At 49.7% G+C, this 18,205-nt stretch carries 18 protein-coding genes and 2 tRNA genes; 11 read left to right on the top strand and 9 right to left on the bottom strand.

Annotated elements, in window-relative coordinates; all coding sequences use genetic code 11:
- Positions 1-79 precede the first annotated feature (79 nt).
- The 3 genes from EL633_RS12645 to EL633_RS12635 all read left to right on the top strand — a co-directional run bounded on the left by EL633_RS12645 (position 80) and on the right by EL633_RS12635 (position 3,122).
- Positions 80-727, top strand: a complete 648-nt coding sequence (locus tag EL633_RS12645) for a MarC family protein (protein ID WP_126627523.1) — start codon at positions 80-82, stop codon at positions 725-727.
- A 257-nt stretch (positions 728-984) separates the two neighbouring features.
- On the top strand, positions 985-1,854 hold the full coding sequence (locus EL633_RS12640; protein ID WP_126627522.1) for a rhomboid family intramembrane serine protease: 870 nt from the start codon (positions 985-987) through the stop codon (positions 1,852-1,854).
- 56 nt (positions 1,855-1,910) lie between these two features.
- Positions 1,911-3,122, top strand: coding sequence for a rhomboid family protein (locus EL633_RS12635; protein WP_126627521.1), 1,212 nt, complete (start codon positions 1,911-1,913; stop codon positions 3,120-3,122).
- A 225-nt stretch (positions 3,123-3,347) separates the two neighbouring features.
- On the opposite strand, the gene EL633_RS12630 is transcribed toward EL633_RS12635, so the two are convergent.
- Both EL633_RS12630 and EL633_RS12625 read right to left on the bottom strand, forming a co-directional pair.
- Positions 3,348-3,791, bottom strand: coding sequence for a DUF4288 domain-containing protein (locus EL633_RS12630; RefSeq protein ID WP_161982112.1), 444 nt, complete (start codon positions 3,789-3,791; stop codon positions 3,348-3,350).
- A gap of 446 nt (positions 3,792-4,237) precedes the next feature.
- The gene (locus EL633_RS12625) at positions 4,238-5,791 is read right to left on the bottom strand and encodes a phytoene desaturase family protein (RefSeq protein WP_161982111.1); all 1,554 of its coding nucleotides are present in this window, start codon (positions 5,789-5,791) and stop codon (positions 4,238-4,240) included.
- Positions 5,792-5,866: 75 nt separating this feature from the next.
- Between EL633_RS12625 and EL633_RS12620 the strand changes: the two genes are divergently transcribed.
- Together EL633_RS12620 and EL633_RS12615 are read left to right on the top strand one after the other, a co-directional pair.
- The gene (locus tag EL633_RS12620) at positions 5,867-6,619 is read left to right on the top strand and encodes a lysophospholipid acyltransferase family protein (protein WP_126627518.1); all 753 of its coding nucleotides are present in this window, start codon (positions 5,867-5,869) and stop codon (positions 6,617-6,619) included.
- Between the two features lie 9 nt (positions 6,620-6,628).
- Complete coding sequence (locus tag EL633_RS12615) at positions 6,629-7,840, top strand: glycosyltransferase family 2 protein (RefSeq protein WP_126627517.1); 1,212 nt, start codon at positions 6,629-6,631, stop codon at positions 7,838-7,840.
- A gap of 44 nt (positions 7,841-7,884) precedes the next feature.
- On the opposite strand, the gene EL633_RS12610 is transcribed toward EL633_RS12615, so the two are convergent.
- Genes EL633_RS12610 through EL633_RS12600 form a run of 3 tightly spaced genes read right to left on the bottom strand, consistent with a single transcriptional unit; the run spans position 7,885 to position 10,958 of the window.
- Positions 7,885-8,742 carry a carotenoid biosynthesis protein gene (locus EL633_RS12610; protein WP_126627516.1) on the bottom strand — a complete coding sequence of 286 codons (858 nt, stop codon included), beginning with the start codon at positions 8,740-8,742 and terminating at the stop codon, positions 7,885-7,887.
- 9 nt (positions 8,743-8,751) lie between these two features.
- Positions 8,752-10,080, bottom strand: a complete 1,329-nt coding sequence (locus EL633_RS12605) for a hypothetical protein (RefSeq protein ID WP_126627515.1) — start codon at positions 10,078-10,080, stop codon at positions 8,752-8,754.
- Positions 10,081-10,136: 56 nt separating this feature from the next.
- Positions 10,137-10,958: an alpha/beta hydrolase gene (locus EL633_RS12600; RefSeq protein WP_126627514.1), complete on the bottom strand. Its 822-nt coding sequence runs from the start codon at positions 10,956-10,958 to the stop codon at positions 10,137-10,139.
- Positions 10,959-11,352: 394 nt separating this feature from the next.
- Here EL633_RS12600 and EL633_RS12595 point away from each other — a divergent pair, with 394 nt between their 5' ends.
- The 4 genes from EL633_RS12595 to rnhB all read left to right on the top strand — a co-directional run bounded on the left by EL633_RS12595 (position 11,353) and on the right by rnhB (position 14,220).
- Complete coding sequence (locus EL633_RS12595; RefSeq protein WP_126627513.1) at positions 11,353-12,540, top strand: cystathionine gamma-synthase; 1,188 nt, start codon at positions 11,353-11,355, stop codon at positions 12,538-12,540.
- Positions 12,541-12,789: 249 nt separating this feature from the next.
- Positions 12,790-13,059, top strand: a complete 270-nt coding sequence (gene rpsT / locus EL633_RS12590) for a 30S ribosomal protein S20 (RefSeq protein WP_126627512.1) — start codon at positions 12,790-12,792, stop codon at positions 13,057-13,059.
- 68 nt (positions 13,060-13,127) lie between these two features.
- Complete coding sequence (gene rplS / locus EL633_RS12585; RefSeq protein WP_126627511.1) at positions 13,128-13,574, top strand: 50S ribosomal protein L19; 447 nt, start codon at positions 13,128-13,130, stop codon at positions 13,572-13,574.
- Positions 13,561-14,220 (top strand): ribonuclease HII, encoded by a 660-nt coding sequence (rnhB, locus tag EL633_RS12580; protein ID WP_126627510.1) that lies wholly within the window; start codon positions 13,561-13,563, stop codon positions 14,218-14,220. The genes rplS and rnhB overlap by 14 nt, the downstream gene beginning before the upstream one ends.
- 66 nt (positions 14,221-14,286) lie before the next feature.
- Here the strand turns inward: rnhB and EL633_RS12575 are convergent, their stop codons facing one another.
- Together EL633_RS12575 and EL633_RS12570 are read right to left on the bottom strand one after the other, a co-directional pair.
- Positions 14,287-15,006, bottom strand: coding sequence for a phytanoyl-CoA dioxygenase family protein (locus EL633_RS12575; RefSeq protein WP_161982110.1), 720 nt, complete (start codon positions 15,004-15,006; stop codon positions 14,287-14,289).
- Between the two features lie 87 nt (positions 15,007-15,093).
- Positions 15,094-15,936 carry a helix-turn-helix domain-containing protein gene (locus EL633_RS12570; RefSeq protein ID WP_126627508.1) on the bottom strand — a complete coding sequence of 281 codons (843 nt, stop codon included), beginning with the start codon at positions 15,934-15,936 and terminating at the stop codon, positions 15,094-15,096.
- Positions 15,937-16,103: 167 nt separating this feature from the next.
- On the opposite strand from EL633_RS12570, the gene EL633_RS12565 reads away from it, so the two are divergent.
- A tRNA-Ser gene (locus EL633_RS12565) sits at positions 16,104-16,189 on the top strand.
- A 10-nt stretch (positions 16,190-16,199) separates the two neighbouring features.
- Positions 16,200-16,284: transfer RNA gene (locus EL633_RS12560), tRNA-Ser, on the top strand.
- A 100-nt stretch (positions 16,285-16,384) separates the two neighbouring features.
- Here the strand turns inward: EL633_RS12560 and EL633_RS12555 are convergent.
- A complete protein-coding gene (locus EL633_RS12555; RefSeq protein WP_126627507.1) occupies positions 16,385-17,044 on the bottom strand; it encodes a hypothetical protein in 660 nt (219 codons plus the stop codon).
- A 35-nt stretch (positions 17,045-17,079) separates the two neighbouring features.
- A complete protein-coding gene (locus tag EL633_RS12550) occupies positions 17,080-18,132 on the bottom strand; it encodes a hypothetical protein (protein ID WP_126627506.1) in 1,053 nt (350 codons plus the stop codon).
- Positions 18,133-18,205: the final 73 nt, after the last annotated feature.

Genomic DNA, 18,205 nt, shown 5'->3' with positions numbered 1-18,205 from the left:
CCTTCATTCGAGCTCTTGTGTGATATAATGGCGACGGTTTGTTTCTGTTGACTTTTTTCACTTTATCGAGGCTTCTTTTGTGGATACCACTTTTACTTTTACGATCAGCGCATTTGTGACCTTCATTACCGTCATTGATCCTGTTGGGCTCGCCCCGGTTGTTGTTGGACTTACCTCCCATTTTACAAATGCACAACGCAATGCTATAGTTGCGCGCGCAACCTTTATTAGCGCAGGCATTATTCTCTTTTTCGCACTGGTAGGACGTTTTCTCTTAGATCGGCTAGGCATCGAGCTCTATGCATTTAATATTGCTGGTGGAGCTCTGCTTTTCCTGGTAGCAGTTGATATGCTCTTTGGTCGCCAGTCAGGCACACGTGAAACCAAAGCCGAAGAAGAAGAGGCCATGACCCGTGAGGATATCAGCGTCTTTCCGCTAGCGATCCCCATGATTGCTGGTCCTGGCACCATCGCAACCACAATTCTTTATGTGGGACAGGCAACACCTCATCCAATGAATCTGCTGGCAGTGGCTGGCGCGATTATCAGCGCGCTGTTCCTGGCCTGGCTGGCAATGCGTAGCTGTACCTGGATCATCAAACACATTGGAAAAACAGGCATCCTGGTCTTATCCCGTATTCTAGGTATTCTCCTGGCGGCTCTGGCTATCCAATTTATGCTCAATGGTATCGCAACCTATATCCAAACTGCCAGCTTCATCAAATAATGATGATGCATGGATATTCCGCAACCTTACCAATACCAGGTGCATACTTGCGACCTTCTTCATGTTAGTACGTAATAAATACAAAGAAGCAGAGTACTTCAGGACCTCTATGCAATCTGGCTACGGGATAAAACAGGAGTAGGACAGGATGACATGGCGAGGCAATAAGATGCGCTTGCTTCACAGTGCCTGAAGTACGTCCGTATGGCACAGAAAAATTGGGTAGAAGGCGATATGAGAGATAAAGCGAGGTGCACGTGAACAACCCTCAAAGCATTGATGGACTGGCCACGCGTACCATGCGTGCTAAAGTGAGCTATCGGGCCGCATTAGCTACCTATCGCTCCCATTCTCGCTTTGGCCGCATCTCATGGGTTACCTGGGCAATTACCCTTGGCTCAACGTTATTCTGGTGCTTTACTGCTTACCAGGTAGCGCAGGCGACAGGAGCCCATAGTGTCCCGACAATTATTAAGCATATACTTGATAACGCCATTGATACACAGGCAGGTAGTGATACGGCACTGACCGATGTGCTGATTCGCTATGGAGCCAAAGATAACGATCTGATACTGCATGGACAATACTGGCGTTTTCTGACGCCAATTTTTTTACATGCTAATCTCTTACATGTTGGACTCAACATGCTTAATTTGGTTATTCTTGGCACGTTTCTGGAGCGGCTGGTTGGTCATCTACGTTTCTTATTGATTTATCTGATTACTGGCATTATCAGTATTATCGCCAGTTTTGCTTTCGCACCCGAGGTTATCAGTGTGGGTGCATCCGGAGCCATTTTCGGACTGGTGGGAGCTTATAGCCTATTTGTGGTTATCCATCGACGCGCCTTTCCACATGGTGGATTATTTGCGCTGCTCTGGCTTGTTTTTATCGTAGGTATTAATTTAGGTGTGGGCCTGATCATCGCGAATGTTGATAATTATGCCCATATTGGTGGTTTGTTGAGTGGTTGTATACTGGGCTGGTGGTTTACTCCTCTTTATAGACAAACCCGGGAACATACACTGATCGACACGCATCAACTGGCCTATCGTTGGCCCTTGGCACTCTTGACAATTTTAGGTACACTACTACTTGCTATTTTAGCTTTGCAATTAGGAAACTAATCGTCGGGCGCAAAGCATCTTTTGCGTGGACGATCGCAATATTGGGAGGAAATCTCGTGGAAGCTCAAACGGAACTCCAAAACTATCTCGAACAGGGTCGAGAAGCATTGGCCCAGGGAAAAGGCAGAGAGGCTGCGATCGCCTACGCCCATGGTGCTCAACTTGAAACACAAAATCCACAGGTCCATCTGGGTTTGGCCGAAGCGAACCTTGCCCTCGGTAATTATGGGGTGGTGCAGATGGCCTGTAAACGTGTACAGGAACTTCAGCCCGGCGGTGGCACTGAAGGCTGGACCGCACAGGCATTACTCGAATTATTAGATCATCGCTATGATCGAGCCCTCCAGAGTGTCGATAAAGCGATCGAAAATGATCCAGGTGTCGGCTATCTCCATGCGCTGCGCTCATATCTGTTACGCGCAAATGGACAGGATTATGACGCCAATCTGGCTCGCGCCCGTGCGACCCGTCTCTCCTATGGAGGACGCTTTGAGAATTGTTTTCCTGCTCTTGAGAAACCAAGCATGGCAGCTACAGCCAGCACGGCATCAGCGGCTACAGGCATAGGTGCAGACAGTACACCGGGACCCGATACCAGATCACAAACCACCCGCAATACAGCATCCAGTTGGCCACAATCAGAGACGATGCGCCGTCAAGTAGTAAGGACCCGCTTCGCGTTAAGTAAATATCCTAACATCATAACCATCAGTCTGATCCTCATCAATATTCTGATCTATCTCTGGATGACAATTAATCCTGCGGTCTTCATCTTCGGTGCTCAGGACAATGCGAGTATCCTTAATAATGGAGAATACTGGCGACTGTTTACAGCCATGTTCCTGCATGATCCAACCAACATTTACCATATTGCCCTGAATATGTTATCCCTTTACTTCGTAGGTCAGGGCGTTGAAATCATCTATGGCAAATGGCGTTACCTGGCAATTTACCTGGGTTCAGGCATCCTTGGTGGTATCACCTTCCTCTTCTTAAGTCCTGGTGGGGTGGCTGTCGGAGCCTCGGGTGCCATCTTTGGTATCTTTGGCGCGATCGGTATCTTCTATCTGATCAATCGCCGGGCCATGGGTCGTGCTGGCACAGGAGCCATTGGACAGTGGATGTTCTGGCTGGCCCTCAACCTGATCTTTGGCTTCACACCAGGCTCAAATATCGCCGTCTGGGCCCATATTGGTGGCCTGATCGGTGGCATGATTCTCGCCTTCCTACTCATGCCCCGCTCACGCCGTGGACGCATGTTTTTCTAAGATTTTCTCTTTTTGAAACGCTAGAAAGGACAAGAAGCAAGTCGCATATAATGCAGCTTGCTTCTTGTCCTTTCTATTACACTAAAGATAGGGAGTCCGGCTTGCAATCTCGCTGTGACCCGGCTGAGTCACATGAATCCTATCAATGTACCGTTAACTATCACCACGGCACAAAGACAGGGTGATCCTATCCATGCCCTTTACCCCCCTGCCTGACTCCCATCTTTATTTTTCGCGCTCGGACTTACGGATGATGCGCATAGCTTCTGCTACGGCCGAGTCAGATAAATCTGGTTTACTATCATCATCCTCATCCGGTTGAAAGACGCCCAGTTCTTCTTTCGCGGGCAGCATGTCGGCAATCTCTTCTTCAGAAAGATCGGTCAGTTCCTCATAGGCAATTTCAGCTCCGTCTTCAAGTTCATCGAGGATCGCATTCAAATCGCTGATACCACGAAAGGTTACGATGATTTTTTTGCCGTCTGTATTTTCATAGGCATCGTTTAGCTCTTGTCCCTTAGCCAACGCTTTGGTATAGGCCTCTTCAGGAGAATCGGCCCTGATCAGAATCAGGTTGTTATGGACAATATTTTCGTTGTCTCCCTCAACCTTAATTTCCTCGACCAGCTCTGCTAGATACCACTTTACATTATCTGGAATGTATGCCATGAAGAAACTCCTATCTCTGTCCACACCCTGTGTGTGCATGATTCATTAAAGCCATGTGCAACCTCTCAGTTGCGCTGCTCGCTTCTCTGTGAGCCATGAGTGACCCCGAATTTTAGAACGGGTGCCCTCTTTTCCTCAATGCGCCTGAGAAGCGGGGTTGCAAGGGGCAGCCAGTCCTTAGCCGGGGTTCGAGGGGTGTCCCCTCGTTTCTCTTCTTCCTCCGCGCACCGCCTGCGGCGGCGCGCAAAAGGGGGAAAAGGGTTTTTCGGGGGACACCCCCCACCCCCGGCAGGGCGCTCCGCCCCTGCACCCCGGTTTCGGAGTGACTCATGCACAAAATTGATGATGGAAAAGTGCGCATGGCTTTAATTATAAAATTTAGTATCTGTTTGAGCATTCTAACATGAACGCAAAAACATGAATAGCTGGAGCTCATTCAAGCAGGACTAAGCATAATCTTCAGCGATCAGGCCTGCAACGATTTTGCCTGAGAGCATGACTAACGGAACTCCGCCGCCGGGATGGGTGCTGCCACCGACAAAGTAGAGGCCTTGTATCTCGAGCGCCCGGTTAGTAGGACGGGTGAATGGCGCCATACGGGCGTTGGAGGATAGACCATAGATGGAGCCAGCGTTTGCTCCATAGTTACGCTGAAAATCCTCGGGCGTCAGTATACGCTCACACACAAGTTGCTCACGGATATCGCTGAGGTCTATCTGTGGATAGCTAGCCAGTACGTCCAGTACCAGATCTCGATAATGCAGAGCTTCTTGCTGCCAGTTGGATTTAGCTGTCAGGTAGGGGGCATTGACCAGAACAAAGAGATTCTCATGGCCTGCAGGTGCCTGGCTAGGGTCGGTACGGGTGGTGGCACAGACATACACGGTTGGTTGGCGTTGCGGTACTTTGCGCTCAAAGAGATCCTGAAACTCAGCCGGATAGTCGTCTGAGAAAAAAATGTTGTGATGGGCTAGCTCTGGATATTCTCTCTTCGTACCAAGCAACAGGACAAAGCCGGAACTCGATGGCTCGAGCTGCTCCAATTTTCTGGTCAGCCGTGCCTGACCAATCGCTGGCGAGAGGAGTTCACGATAGGTGGTGACGACATCACTATTGGCCACCACCAGATCACTGCGAAGTACCCGATCACCAGCTAGAACGACCCCACGGGCCTGTCCATGCTCAACCAGGATCCGCCGCACCTCACAGTTCGTCTCAATCTCTACACCCAATTCTCGGGCAACCTTTTCCAGGGCCTGAGCAAGTGCATAGATACCCCCGCGAGGATACCAACCACCATCGGCCAGCTCGACATATGGAATGATACTGTAGACCGACGCGACCTGATAGGGTGAGGAGCCATTGTAGGTGGCATAACGATCAAACAACTGCCGTATATGTTCATCCTCAAAAAAGGAGCGCACATGCTGATCAAGCGTGGTAGGTGCCAGGGCTGTCAGTACCGCATTAAGGCGTTCAGCTAATCCACTTTGCTCCTCGGTAGCATGACCTTGCAGGACAAAGCGTATAAAGGTCTGCAGGACATCCATAGGACTACCCAGACTGTTATAGAGAAAAGGATCAGCGGAAGCCTCAAAAATTGTGCGGGCCTGCTTGAGGAAGCGCCAGAAGGACTCGCCATCATGTTTATTAAAGTGGGCGAACTCGCGGGCTAGCTTCTCGTGATCACGCCAGGCATGCAGAATCGCTCCATCACGATAAAAATAACGACAGGTTTCATCTAACGACTGCAGGTCCAGATAATCTTCGAGGCGACGGCCCGCAGTCGCAAATAGGTCACGTAAGACGTAAGGCATGGTGATCAGCGAAGGCCCGGTATCAAAACTAAAACCATCCATCTCAAGGTGATTTAGCTTACCACCCACGCGCGGTTGCCGCTCCAGCAGGGAAACCTGATGTCCCTGGGATGCCAGATGGATGGCGGCAGAGAGTCCACCGATACCAGCACCAATAATCAAAACTTTTTTATATACAGACATACTCATACCTCGTTATAATATTCTTAAAAGAAGATGTTATCACAGCTTCCAGATGGGTAAGGAGATAAACGTTATATGATCCCTGCACAGAAGTTTCCGCCTGGCGAGAAACTTGTCTGGTTATTAGTACATAGCTCACTGCGCGGCCACTTTGATCGCGTATTTCTGCGTGTCCAGGAGGACCTGACTGACGAGCAACGGCAAATGCCTATCATTATCTGTGCCAACCACTCAAGCTGGTGGGATGGCTATGTGGCAGCCCTGGTTGAACGACATTTAAAGCTAGATGGCTATTTGATGATGGAAGAGCCGCAGCTTAAACGCTATTTCTTTTTTCGCTGGATCGGTTGCTTCTCTGTCGATCGTCATAATCCTCGCTCAGCCATTCAGACTATTCACTATGCAGCTAAATTACTCAAAAAACGCACGAACCGTATGGTCTGGCTCTTCCCACAAGGTGAGATTTCCCCCAATGATTATCGCCCACTCACCTTTTTTAGCGGAGCCGCCCATATCGCCAAACTGGCAGCCCCTGCCCTCATCTATCCCGCAGCTATTCGTATTGAATATCTCGCCGAGCAGCGGCCGGACCTGTATATTAGCCTGGGTAAGCCGATGTTGATTGGTGAACAAGAACTGCAAACAAGTGGCTTCCTGAAACAGTACACCCAATGTCTACAGGAAAAAGTTACGGCAGAGTTGGATGAGTTGCGCGAAGATGTTATTCAGGGCCGCACGTCTAATTTTACCCGCATCATGCGTGGTCGCTCATCAACCAATAGAATGTTTGATGCGGCACTGTTACGCAAACAAATTCAGCATCAATAGAGGTTGAGCATGCTCTCATTTGAACAAGTTAGCACTATTATTTCTCAAGCGATCCCATTTTTTTCAGGCATTATTCTGCTCATTCTGCTGATAAATCTCTTTATTCTCTTGCTAAATCTGGCTACATTTGTCCGTCTACGCAGTCAGGATGTAGCTGATGACAATGATCAAGTGCCGCTGGTTTCGGTATTAATTCCTGCGCGCAACGAAGAAGCAAATATCGAAGCATGTATACGTTCGCTCCTTCAGCAGCAGTATGGAAATCTGGAAATTATTGTCCTGGACGATCAAAGTAGCGACCAGACCGCAGCGATTGTCAAACACCTGATCACTAAATTACCTGATCAACAGTCACCGATTCTGCGTTTAATACAGGGAAAACCACTGCCCGAGGACTGGATCGGCAAAAATTTTGCCTGTCAGCAACTGGCAAAGCAAGCAGGTGGCAAATATATTCTTTTCACTGATGCTGATACCATCCATCAACCCGGCATGGTCAGGGCTATGATTCAGCACATGCAAAAACTACAGGTACAGCTACTTTCGGCCCAACCTGAACAGATTCAGAGGAGCCTGGGCGAACAACTGATTGTACCCCTGCTCAACTTTACAATCCTCACGCTGCTTCCAATCCCCTTGATTCGTTTACGCCGTGAGCCAAGTCTGGCAACCGGTAATGGACAACTCCTCTGCTTTGAGCGGTCTGCCTATCAAGCGATTGGAGGACATAGTACTGTCAAAGGCAAGATTCTAGAGGATGTGTTACTGGCACGGACAATGAAAGCGGCAGGCTATCGCATGGCATATGCCGACGCTTTTGAGTTAACGCAATGCCGTATGTATCACTCATTCGCAGAGGTCTGGTCCGGCTTCTCAAAAAACCTTTTCGCTTTCTACAATTACTCGCTACCCTTTGCGCTGGTCGCGCTCGTGCTCAACCTGCTGCTCTTTGTAGTGCCTCCCTTCTTACTGCTGGCTTGCGCTGTGCACGGCAGCTCAGCAGGAACCATCTTGCCAGTCTTAACGATCACGCTACTTCCCTTAATCATGCGTATGCTGCTGGCGCTCCGCTTCACACGCAGCAACAAAGGATGGGTAGTGATACTTGGCTTACTGCATCCAATCTCTATTATACTGGAATGCGTGATCCTGCTAAACTCGATCCGCTGGCACTACCGCAAAAGTGGCGCGGTATGGAAGGGGCGTTATTATCCTGCTTGAAGCAATGAAGACACATCTGGTAGATTCGTGGGCAAGCCACGAATCTACCAGATGCGCCGCCTTGCGATCAGAGGTTTTGTCAGGATGATGATTACAGCGCAAAGGGCACAGATAGCGCCCCAGTAATAGCCATGGGTAAGATCGACGAGGCCAAACATAAAGAGGCTACAGAGGAAAAGGATACCGGGGACAAGCATTGCCAGTCGTTCTACTTTTCCCATCTGCTGCACGTTCTTCCAAACCACCTGTTCGCGCTGAGAAACCTCTGCTGCATTTCTCTCTCGCTGCAATACCACATATACCAGGCCCAATAGCACGAATGCGACCACAAACCATGCCACAAAATTCATCCAGGGCACCCCGTAGTAGTCCAATGCTCCCTGATCTAACCACTTCCAATAAAACACGACATGAGCCGCTACAGGTTCAATTGCCAGATCCAAGAGGGTCGCAAGTATTGCGCCTAACAATGCTGTCCCTACAATTACACCACGCTTAGCAGACGGCCGACGTTTCACTATGCCATAACTGCCAAATACGACCAGCACCCAGGCAAACATGACGGCCAGGGGTACGCCTCCTGGTAAGCGAGGAAAGAGGACCGGGGTGTAATGATAGAGGCCAAAGGGAAAGCCGGTGTTAGCGCCCAGGGTCTCAACCAGGTAAGAGAGGATAATCACACATGCTCCCGCACAAAGTACACGTACAGGAGCATAGAAGAACATAGCGGCAAGTAACAAGATGGAGCCTTCAAGGAAAAGCAGAAAGCTGCCCGCCCAATCCAGGGAAAAAGGCGGTTTGACATCGAAGGCAACACCAATCACGGCAAAGGGATAACAAAAACAAAACAGGCCTGACAGCGCCAGGAACAGGATACGTAGATAGCTAGCAGTACGGTTCACAAGATCCTCTTATTCTATGACAGCAAAAACATGGGCATACGCGCCTGTATTCGCGACCCGCGCGATGGTATGGTTTTGAAGGTCCAGGGCGTAAAGCGCATTATCGGCATAGAAGGTAATGGTCTGCTTGTCCAGCCAGCTACCAAGTTCCATATAGTGGGCGGTAGAAGTCGCCAGCAATTGCGGTTTGGCGGCGGTTGAGGAGCCTTGCAGATCAGCCGTATAGAGAGCGTACTGACGAGGAAAATGCTTCTGGCTATTCACTGAAAATCCAACGTAGGCCAGTTGCTGTCCATCGGAACTCAACTGTGGCGTTGACACCCAGTTGTAGGCTGCGGCATTCTCTAGATCTCCCTGCTCGGGTAGGATTGTCTGTGCCTTCTCAGACCGTATTTGCGCTCCATCTAGAGACGCCAACGATAGACTATTCGCATAACTCAGAGACGAAATATCTAGTGGCGCGTTCTCCTCTTGCATAGGAACATAGCCTTGAAAGGTAGAGTAGAGTAGTTTGTTATCCTGCTGTGAAAGGGCCAGCGGACCCTGCTGGGCCGCATCACTCAGAATGGATTGGGGCGGTGCCTGCTTTCCCTGACTGAGATCCAGCGTCCAGAGTCCATAATGAGCGCTCCGATGATCACCACGATCGTTGGTGAGTAAGAGTGTACTGGTACTTTTATCTGCAAAAGCAAACGCCCGATAACAGGGACACTTTGTGGCCGGCTGCTGATAAATAAGACTGGTCTGCTCCAGTGTACCAGCATAGAGGCTGATAGATCCCTTGCCATTCTTTGGAGCACTACTCCAGGCCAGCGTTGTCCCGTCGGAGCTGACTACGAGGGATGTAATCACCTGATCATCAGGAATAGAGGCGAGCTGTTTCGCTGATCCACCGGTCAAATTCATACGCCAGATGCCAGTCCCACTATAGATCAGCTCTTTATTGGATGTCACCACAGCGGGCACCGCACGGTTATAGCGATAGCCTGGGGTTTGTAAGGTAGAGATAGCTGAATTGGCACTGGTAAACGCAGAGATATGGTCCGACTGCTCATACAATAAAGTACGGCCGGCCGGCAGTTGGAATGACGAAAATGGACTGCCATCGGGCATTTGCATTGGAAACTGATTTGCTGCTTTCGAGGGCGTTGATCCCACTGAAGATGATGTGGAAGGCCAGGCACGCCAGATCTGGCGCGCACCCACAGCGAGCAGCAGGCAGATGATAAGCAGGAAAAGGATGACGCCAGTCTGCGAGATAGACGTCAGTTGCCACCTGCTGCGTTTCTGTTTGAACTCTGGTTCATCGGATGGCTGATTACTAACTTGCTGTTTCAAGATACTCTATAGCTCCAATATACTATACAGGTATACCAATGAGTAGAAAGGGGGAATCACCTCTCAGTTGGGAGATGCTGCTGAATAAACGCCAGTGTGCGGGCAAACACCTCATCCCGATCGTGATCCTTCATAATGACATGGTATGACCGGTGAAGCGTTACCAGTTGTTTTTCCTGCGAGCCAATCAAGCGATAGATCATTCGACCATCTCGTGCTGGCACCACATGGTCATGAATAGCTGTCATAATCAGAATTGGCGCGGTCACAGATGGTAATTCAGCCCGTAACAACGGTAAGTATTGTAACATACTTTCAACGGGTGCCATAGGTGTATGGCGATAAACTCCCTGCGTATAACGGCGGCGGGCCGTTGGATCGCGTACATCTTCGCGCAAGGTGGGCAGCCAGGGCGTGAAACGCTTGACAATGCGTACCCCGGTCAACATGCCAGGAAACATAGAGATTGGGGCACACATGGTAACCAATCCGGCCACCTGCTCAGAGGCAGCCACATGCAGACACAGGGCACCACCCAGCGAATGACCAATTAAAAAAACCTGCTCACAGCGCTCCTGCAAAGCATGCACGGCCTCTCTAACTGCCTGAGCCCAATCGGGCCAGCCGATCGGCAACATGTCACGCACCTCGGTCCCATGGCCGGGCAGTAACATAAGCTTGGTAGTAAGTCCCTGTTCCTGCAGCAGGCTATTCAACTCGGCCATATCGTTCTTGCCCCCGTTCAATCCATGCACCAGTAAAACGCCGACTGAACCAGGACGCGTCTGTATTTTAGTCATACCATGTGTATAAGAAGCAGAAGAGATCTCCCCGCCTTGCTGACCCTGACTACGCCGAGAAAACGTAAATATATCCATAATGCTCTATCCCTGCATAGTAACGATTCACGCTAGTGGAATCATAGAATTTCTCTACCAATAGGACGAATTTACCGAGAACTGGGTTGCAAGGAATAATTTCTCGTGCTTATCTGTAATCATTAGTAGATACCCGACGTGAGAGTATGGTCGGGTACATTCTTTTGGACTTCAAGCCCATCCACATTACAATAAAAGCAGGTCGGTTTGTTCTATGATTTATTACCTATGTCAATTGTGCTTTCAAAGCATTGATGATATAGTTGATCAAGAAAATCGCGGCGATCCCACATATTATGCCAACCAGCCTGCTTCGCAGCTAGCTAAAGGTGCGATATCGCTGATCGCTTTATGCGGCAATATGTATGAGGGGAGGCTGTTTGGGGAGTAAATTATGAAGTTTTCAACCAAAGCTATTCATGCGGGGCAAGAGCCAGATCCATCTACAGGCGCGATTATGACCCCGATCTTTCAGACATCAACCTATGCACAAACCGGCCTGGGTGGACATAAAGGTTACGAGTACTCGCGATCAGGTAATCCTACCCGTACCGCGCTTGAGGATTGTATCGCGGCGCTGGAAAATGGCGCTTATGGCATGGCCTTTGCATCTGGCCTGGCCGCCGAACAAGCTATTCTGAGTTTGCTCAAGACTGGCGACCATATGGTCTCCTGCGACGATCTTTATGGTGGGACGTATCGCCTCTTTGAGCGTGTCCTCAGTCGTTACCAGATCGAGACCAGCTATGTGTCGGCCTCAACGGTAGAGGATTACGAGAAAGCTATTCGTCCTAATACAAAGCTGATCTGGCTTGAGACGCCAACCAATCCACTGCTGCGTCTGGCCGATATCAGAGCTGTTGCAGAGATTGCTCATCGCCATAACCTTCTGCTCGTGGTAGATAATACCTTTTCCAGTCCGTACTTCCAGCAACCATTGGAACTGGGCGCAGACATCGTCGTGCATAGTACCACCAAATATATCAATGGACATAGCGACGTGGTTGGTGGTGCCGTGGTTGTTAAAGATCAAACAGTATACGAGGCCATCAAATTCTATCAGAACGCAGCCGGTGGCGTACCGGGTCCCTTTGATTCCTGGTTAACCTTGCGCGGCATCAAGACGCTGGCTGTACGTATGAAACAGCATGAAGAAAATGCTTTTGCAGTCGCCAGATTCCTGTCTGCACATCCGCGTGTCGAGAAAGTATATTATCCAGGCCTCGCCTCACATCCAGATCATGAACTGGCCAAACGTCAGATGAAGGGCTTTGGCGGCATGGTCTCATTCACATTCAAAGGCTCACTAGAGGATGTGGACCAAATTGTGCGGCGGCTAAAAGTCATTACTTTCGCGGAAAGCCTGGGCGGCATCGAGTCACTCATCTGCCATCCTGCCAGCATGACCCATGGCTCAATTCCTCGTGAGATCCGCGAAGCACGTGGTGTCGATGATACCTTGCTGCGCCTCTCGGTTGGAATTGAAGATATCGAAGATATCCTCAGCGACCTGGAACAGGCATTGGAAGAGCAACCTGATGGCTCACAGATCACACCAGACAAGCAACTAAGCTTCAAATAACACATGTCACCACCATGGGATTATCCATTCCCCATGGTGGTGATTACGTATTTCTAACCAGCGATCCCCTTTCCACGGCCCGCTAAGACGGCTGGTACTGTATCAGGGGAGGCGCACTTTTATTGTTTGACATATCAAAGATACTTCTGCTATAATCTACGGGCACTCAGTCCGACAAATATATGTCGGAATTTTTATAGTGAGAAGCCCGCGCGAAGGGGCAGATGTTTCGGGGAGGATTGATTCTACATGCCCAATAATGCAGCTGCAGAAAAGCGCATGCGTCAGGAACAGAGACGCCGTGCATTCAATCGCAGCACAAAATCGATTGTAAGAACACAGGTTACCAAAGCTCGTCAGGCGATCACCACCACAGATGAGAATTCAGTAGAGGCAGTACGCCTGGCCGTCAGCGAGTTGGATAAGGCCGCCAAAAAAGGGGTCATCCACAGGAATAATGCGGCCCGCCGCAAATCACGCTTGATGAAACAGCTCAATGCCATTAACGCAGAAAAGTAAATGAAAGTGCCCAATGCTCTGCCACCCATATATTCATGTCGAGCACTGGCGCATAGGAGGTTTTAGGGATGGCTGACAAACAAGTCGTAACAAAGCCAGCAGGGCGGGCGTTACTTACCGCTGTCGAAAGTGCTCAGTTACGGAAAGATATACCTGAACTGAAGTCGGGCGACACTGTCCGCTTGCAGGTCAAAGTTGTTGAAGGAAATCGCGAACGCTTACAGCCGTTCGAAGGCGTAGTAATGCGCCTGCGCGGTAGCAGCGTCAATCGCAATTTTACTGTACGTCGTATCACCAACGGTGTTGGTGTGGAACGTACATTTCTGGTCAATTCTCCTCGTATCGAGAAGATTGAAGTGCTTCGTCACGCTCGTGTACGCCGCAAACAGCTCTACTACCTACGCGGTCTGACCGGTAAAGCTGCTCGCTTAAAAGAGATTCGCCCTCTGAGTGCCAAGCAAGTTGCAGCAAAAGAAGCCGCCAAAGAAGCTGCCAAGAACAATGCAAACGCATAAAAAATATACCCCTACGCTTGCGGAAGAAATGGCCCTGTTTGAACAGGGCTATTCCTTTATCGCCGGACTCGATGAGGCGGGCCGAGGTTGCCTGGCGGGTCCGGTGGTCGCTGGCGCCGTTATCCTCCCTCGTTCGGAAGATACTATGCAACTCTTTGCGGGCGTCAATGACTCCAAGCAGTTGTCAGCCGCCGCCCGTGAGCGTTACTATGAGCACATTATGCAACACGCCCTGACTGTTGGTGTGGGCATTGGCTCGGTTGAAGTTATCGATACACGCAATATTTTACAGGCCACGAAATATGCCATGGAACTGGCTCTCAAACAACTATCCCCTGCTCCTGATGCACTGCTACTAGATGCACTCTATCTACCCAGAGTCAGCCTGCCACAACGCTCTATTATCAAAGGTGACTCACGTAGCCTCTCAATTGCTGCCGCCTCAATCATCGCTAAAGTTACCCGTGACCGTTTGATGGTTGAACTGCACCAGCAACATCCAGAATATGGCTTTGAGCAGCATAAAGGCTATGGTACGCCCGCCCACCTCACCGCACTCCGTACCCATGGCGCAACGCCCCACCATCGCCGCAGTTTCTCTCCCGTCAGTGAACTCTATGGATTGTTCGCGACAACCGACAACTAGCATTAACGATAAAAGGTGAAGCAAAGCCTCTTGTCTATGCATGCCCTGCTCCACCTCTGCTGAAATTTAAGCCAATGCTGCCTGTCCATTACGAGCAATGACTATACGATTGAAAGGCTCACCGCTCACACCATGGCGCGCAGAGGACACCGAATATTGGATCACATAGCCCTTCCGCACAGTATTGCTAATATTGGGTCCACTACGATGAAAGAGTAAAGAACTAAAGGCCACCATCCCCCCCTTCTTCAACGGTACGGGTATCCCCGGCTCAGTCCCAAAGTAACACTGTTTGCCAATCTCTGTATCAGTGTGCTCAATCGCTCCCTGCTTATGGCTACCAGGGATGACCCAGATACAGCCATTATCCAGAGTCGTCTCATCAAGGGCCAGCCAGCAGGTGACGTACTCGGCAGGATCAGTCAGGGTGTAACCTGTATCCTGATGCCAGGGAAAATCACGCTTCGCCTCAGGCTTTTTATAAACCGCTTGATCCCAGTATAGCGAAATGTCATCCTTGAGCAGATCTGAAGTAAGCTGGACAAACTTTTCCTGGGTTACGAATTGCATAATGGCAGGATCATGTGCAGCCAGGTTAAAGGTAAAAGAAATCTCATTGGGTCGGCTAATCCCTTCTTTACCACGTTCCTGTAATTGCTGCTCGTGTTTCGCAGCGAAATGATCGATATGTGCCCGCAAGGCATCTATTTCACCGGCAGGAAAAGCCTGGGGCAAAATAAAAAAACCTTGTTCATTAAATTGCTGCTGTTGCTCTGTGGTAAGCATATTAAAAATACCTCCTTGCATATGCGACTGTAACAATAGAGATAGCACAAATGGTCTGTGCAAAGTGTAGCGACAAATACCCATCAGCTACAATGGACGCAAATAACTTTCCTTTGCATTTTTTGCACTTTCTCGATAGTTACCAGGAGTCCGACCATAGCGCTGGCGAAAAACGCGACTAAAATAGCCCGCCTCACTGAGTCCACATTGCAAGGCGATCGATGCTAAGGATGCATCCGTTGTCTCTAACAAATGTTGTGCCTGTTGCAGACGCAGTTCTCGCAACATTTGCATCGGTGAGAGCTTATAGATACTGCGGAACGCACGATCAAAGTAACCCGGATGTAAGTGGACCAGGGCCGCCAGCTCATCCCGCGATAACTTGCGCTCCAGGTGAGTTGTCATATAACGAATCACATTGATAAAGCGATCAGGAGGGGTCTGGAGGGCCTCAGAACGCTGCACACTACCACACGCCTGCCAGCGCTCTAGAATGAGGCTACATAGCTGTAGTGAGTAGGCGGAGACCTGTATGGAGCGAAACGCCGAGCGAGAATCCAGCCAGATCTGCAATAAGTGTTCAAAGATAGAGGAAAAAGGGCTGGACGGCATGAGCGATACAACTGGTGTGACCGGATACAGTCGAAAAAGATCAATCTGATGGGCGATTGTGGCATCAAATAAAAACCAATGATGCTGGCCTGGCCCTACCGCCTGTTCCGAAAACGGGAGATATGGTGGATGCACCATGACATCTCCTGCATGCGCCATCCATGACTCGCCACATGAACTACTCTTAACCTCACCACAGGCCACATAGCTCGCCACCCAATGGGGATAAACCTGATCGATAATATTTAAAGAACGATATGAGGCTGTTTCAACCATATAGAGAGAGAGCTGAAACTGCTCATGGATAGTCTCTGCCATCTGCGCTGGCCTCCACACGTTGTATGTATGCACTGCTTAAAAGCATAGCGTATCACATCTTCTTATCCTCCAAGACCGGCAACAAATTTTACTGCATCCACAAAAATCCGTGAAAAACACGAAAATAGCTCTTGCCACAACCACAGACATGTGTTATATTAGTCCGCGGAGAGATGTCAGAGTGGTCGAATGTGCCGCTCTCGAAAAGCGGTAGGGTTAATAGCCCTCGAGGGTTCGAATCCCTCTCTCTCCGCTGTTCTTATGGAGGAGTCTCATAGTGGTCTAGTGAGCACGACTGGAAATCGTGTAAGGTGCAAGCCTTCGTGGGTTCAAATCCCACCTCCTCCGCCCCAAACCTATCAACAACATTTAAAGCCCATGTGGGCTTTTTTTGTGTGCAAAAAGAGGAGATTGTAGTACAACTACAACCTCCTCTTTTTGCTAATGATTATGGCAATAATGTATCTGAAATGGTGAGAGCAGGATCTGGAGTAGCCGGAACTGTACTGGTAGAGGTAGGAGATGGCTTTATGTCTGGAAGCGCTGTCCCTGTTGGGGCTGGCTCTGGCACTGGTGTAGGGTTCGTGGTGGGTGTAACTACCTTAGGGGTGGGTACAGGAGCCACACTGGGCGTAATGATTGGTTCTGGCGCTTTGACAACCACTCTGGTGGGTGCCGACATAATATGCAGCGGCCTTCTAGGATAGCCCCAACGAGGACGCAGCTTTATAGCGACGCGCGGAGTGGGATGTGGTGGAATCACAGAGGTTGGTGATAGGATAATGGGCACCGGTATCTGGTCCTGAGATGGAGGAACCATCGTCATCACCGGCGTTGGAACAGATGTTGGCGTTGGCGAGGCCAGCACTGGTGGTGTGACTTTTGATTTAGGGTGTGGTTCGACCACGATCGCATCACTACCACCATCCACATTGGGTACCAATGGCAGATGCTGAGAGATGTTGGCTGAACGCGAAAAGGCGGGTAACCCCACTACACCCAGAATACAGAGAATACCAAGTCCGACAAAGATACAGGTGACAAATGTTTTGGTAAGCTTATACCCACATATTCTATTCCATAAAACCATAAGGGTATCTATAAGCATAACTACTCCTTTTTTCAACTTCACAAGGCACACTACTACTGCGAGACGTGATATTCTACGAGCGATTTTTGTGGCAGCGATGGTTGATCAGCCATCCTTGATGATGAGGCAGATTGAACGCTATTGCGCCATAATATCTGTTCTAGATACATGGCACATTCAAGCGAACGGCGCATGCTAAAACATTGTGGCCTGCTCCAATAGTCCGCGGATATTAACACGGCATCGGGTATGTGTGAGGCTTGCAGTACACGCTCATACTCCAACACAATTTGCCGTTTACGACCAAGATAGATGAGTCGGCGATTGGTAAGGATCAGGGTCCCCTGATCCTTCACCTTGAATTTAGTGCGTTTCCCCCCTGTGAGCGGCTCAGTACAGAGTCTGGCAGAAGTACAATAGTGGGCAATCTCGTCCACAAGGAGCCGTGCAGGCACACGCAACTGAGGGAGAGGTTCATCGCGTAAACGTTGCATGAGCGTCTCTCTATCAAAGCCATAGAGACGCTTCTCACGCTCCGCTTGCAAACGTTGTAAGCGTTGCTTATGTTGCAGATGCCGTTCATCGGTCCAGGGCCATGCGGGAACCGCTTCAAGCGTAATGGCAAACTGGGAGGCTGTAACATCAGTAGACTGCCCGCTAGTCTGCGTCATATCCACAACGGCATCTAGAGGTCCCACCGTTGTCGGTTGATCATTGGCATCATATTCCCAAAAACTTTCCTGACTACTATCAGAAAGGACCAGCGGTCTAGGAGTATATCCAATAGAGGATGGTGATGGCAGTTCAGGGATAGATGATAACTCCTCTACCTTAATGCCAATCGTAACCGCGCTCCAGGTATTAAGATAGGCAATGACCCTCAAAGCCAGAGGAATATCCGCGATACCACGTAGAATAACCGCCCCGGTGGAAAACTGTAAATCAAGTCGCATCGAGGCCACACCCATAATGCGACGATATACAGGCCTGAAGTTTAGCAGGTCATGAAGTTCGTATGACACACCTTCTATGTCCACATGATCGGGATAGAGCCGTAGTACCTGCCCCCATCCATACACACATTCCACAATTGGCTCAGCAAACATCGCGCCCCCATTTTCCCCCAACAACCCAACAAGAACATTCTATCCATTCATAAATAGAAAACGAGAGGCGCTA

It is taken from the genome of Dictyobacter alpinus (assembly GCF_003967575.1).
GTDB classification, from domain to species: domain Bacteria; phylum Chloroflexota; class Ktedonobacteria; order Ktedonobacterales; family Ktedonobacteraceae; genus Dictyobacter; species Dictyobacter alpinus.
Note: the sequence above shows the minus strand (reverse complement) of the source record. Positions and strands in the feature narration are given on the sequence as shown.